At 60.1% G+C, this 2,578-nt stretch carries 5 protein-coding genes; all 5 read left to right on the forward strand.

Annotated elements, in window-relative coordinates; translation table 11 throughout:
- On the forward strand, positions 1-313 hold a 313-nt coding region (locus RMN95_RS01195), incomplete at its 5' end, for a hypothetical protein (protein WP_309615140.1).
- Positions 314-322: 9 nt separating this feature from the next.
- The gene (locus RMN95_RS01200) at positions 323-748 is read left to right on the forward strand and encodes a hypothetical protein (RefSeq protein WP_309615141.1); all 426 of its coding nucleotides are present in this window, start codon (positions 323-325) and stop codon (positions 746-748) included.
- A 138-nt stretch (positions 749-886) separates the two neighbouring features.
- Positions 887-1,366 carry a nitroreductase/quinone reductase family protein gene (locus RMN95_RS01205; protein WP_309615142.1) on the forward strand — a complete coding sequence of 160 codons (480 nt, stop codon included), beginning with the start codon at positions 887-889 and terminating at the stop codon, positions 1,364-1,366.
- A gap of 201 nt (positions 1,367-1,567) precedes the next feature.
- Complete coding sequence (locus tag RMN95_RS01210) at positions 1,568-2,281, forward strand: DUF4386 domain-containing protein (RefSeq protein WP_309615143.1); 714 nt, start codon at positions 1,568-1,570, stop codon at positions 2,279-2,281.
- A 123-nt stretch (positions 2,282-2,404) separates the two neighbouring features.
- A partial coding sequence (locus RMN95_RS17065) for a DUF4342 domain-containing protein (RefSeq protein ID WP_397545217.1) occupies positions 2,405-2,578 on the forward strand: 174 nt, incomplete at its 3' end.

The following is a 2,578-nucleotide window of genomic DNA, read 5'->3' on the forward strand; positions in this document are numbered from 1 at the left end:
GACGACGGCGGCCGTGGCGGCAACGCCGGCCTACGGCATCATCTCGACGTCCGCTAACACCCGACGAGAGCAGGTCGAGGCCGGGATGCTCTACAGCCAGTTCGACCTCACGGCCCGCAGCATGGGCCTGGTGATGCAGCCACTGAGTCAGGTAATCCAGGAGTATCCGGCCATGGCCGCACCATACGCCGCCGTTCACGACCAGTACGCGCCAGGTGGTGACACCATCCAGATGATCGTCAGGGTGGGAACGCCGACGGTGGAGTATCCGCAGACCATGCGGCGCAACGTATCCGACCTCATCCTCGACTGAAGGACAGCCATGCGAACCTCCACTCTCACAACGATTACTGCGAGAAGCCTGGCTGGCGTGCTCATCTTCTCTGCCGTTTCCGCGGTGGGGGGAGCGGTTGCACTCTTGTTTACAGGCGGTCTCGGAATGCCTCTTTCGCTGTTGGAGGGCAGCCCGTTTCCCTCGTTCGCTGGGCCTGCACTGATCCTTGCCGTGATCATCGGCGGTACCCACACGCTGGCGGCTGTACTGCTCCTGCGACACCGAGTGTCGTCTCTCCTCTGGAGCGCCGTAGCGGGGTTCTCTATGGTCATTTGGATCATGGTCGAGACGATGATCATTCGCGGATTCAGCTGGCTGCAAGGGCTGTACTTCACAGCCGGCATCGCGGAACTCGCGCTCGTTTTCGGGCTCTTGGGAATTGTTTCCTGGATGACACCCATAAAAGCTGATTGAGCCAGGATGAACCGGTCGGGGTTATGGGGCTGTGGACCCTCGGCTGCTGGAGACAGAGTTTTTGCGTAACTAGGCGGTTTCACCAAAGGCGCATAGCCACGCTGGATTTGCACGACACACAACGGAGAGCAGGCCACCATGCCCGAGCAAGTAAAGAGCCCACCTCGAGTTCCGCCGCGCTGGTTCATCCGCGCTGCATGGGCTGTCCACCGAGCCCTCTACACGACTACCCGAGGGAAATTGGGTGTGTGGCTACCCAAGCCCGGCGGCTGGGGTGCACTGCGCCTGACCACCACCGGCCGACACAGCGGGAAGAAGCGGTCCGCGATTCTTGGATACCTCGTCGATGGCAGCAACTTTGTCGCCATCGCCATGAACGGCTGGGGTTCGGCCGATCCGGCATGGTCACTCAACCTGAAAACGAATCCCCACGCATCCGTGGTCACCGCCGACTGGCGCGGTCAGGTCACGGCCACCGAGGCAACGGGAGCAGAACGCGACCGGCTATGGTCGCGATGGAGTGAACTGGAACCTGATCTCAGCGGATTCGCGCACCTGCGACCCCGGCCAACTAAGGTCGTTGTTTTCGCGCCCGATACTGACGAATCAGCGGACTAAGGAAGCGACAAGTTCGCCACGACGGTCATCCTCAACAATGCGCATCTGGTCAGCTGGACTTTGGGGTCTTACCGTGCAGTCGGCTGTCGGGACTTTCGCCTCTACTGTTACGAGATTCCGTCGGCTTATCGTAAACCAGCGGTGAAGGCGGTCACCGTCAGAATTCATATTCCACCCGATAGGCAGTGGAGGCAGCCAACAGTGCGACCCTATCGAGCTACCGCGATCACGGTGGGCATTCTGTTCATCGCCTGTTCAGCGGCGAGTGTCCTCAGTGCACTTCCCGTGGGTGCAATTCTTGCCGATCCTGACTACCTCAGCACGCTTGCGGGATCCGCCGGAAGTGTGGTGCTCACTGCGCTGATCGAATTCATCTGGGCGGCAACCGCGGCGGGCATCGCTATCGCCCTGTACCCAATTCTAGAGCGCTTCCACCCGGGCTGGGCTTTCGGAGCTGTCGCCGCCCGGCTCGTCGAAGGAACATTCATCCTCGCGGGAACACTCAGCCTGCTCGTTCTTCTCAGCGTGAGTCAACAATCAGTCGCTGCTGGCGCGCCCATTCCTTCATCGTTTCAACAGATCGGCGACACGCTCCTGGTCACACGCGACTGGTTGCACGGGTTCATCGTGTTGCTCGCATTCTGCCTCGGAGCACTGATGTACAACTACGTGTTTTTTGCGTCACGGCTCATTCCGCGGTGGCTGACAGTCTGGGGTCTGGCGGGAGCGACACTCATGGCCATCTCCACTATCTACGCGGGGTTTACCGAGAGCTTCGGTTTCAGCACTATCACTACCGTGCTCAACATCCCGATCGGTATCCAGGAGTTGGTGCTGGCCGTGTGGTTGATCGTTCGAGGGTTCAATCCACTACCCGCTGATTCGCGCGCCACCAAAGCCCGTTCGGACGAATAGAACCTGTCAATGCCAGGAGTCGCGGGGACTTTCGCCCCTAGCGGGAATCCAACCTGCCCCGTTAGATAGAAGGTACCCATCGAAACGGCGCCAGCGCTTCGCCCCGGCAGAACGGAAACTCCCATGAGCAACAACGACAGCAGCACGGGCCAGAATACTTCCGGCACGACCCCACCTGACGAGCCGTTCGCTGAGAAGGTCCGGGTGCAGGGTGAGGCGCTGCTGGTAAAAATCAAGGAACTTTTGCACGAAGGAAATGTGCAACGGATCGTCGTCAAAGACAGCTCTGGTCACACC

The sequence above is a fragment of the Salinibacterium sp. genome (genome assembly GCF_031364185.1).
In the GTDB taxonomy this organism is placed as follows: domain Bacteria; phylum Actinomycetota; class Actinomycetes; order Actinomycetales; family Microbacteriaceae; genus Rhodoglobus.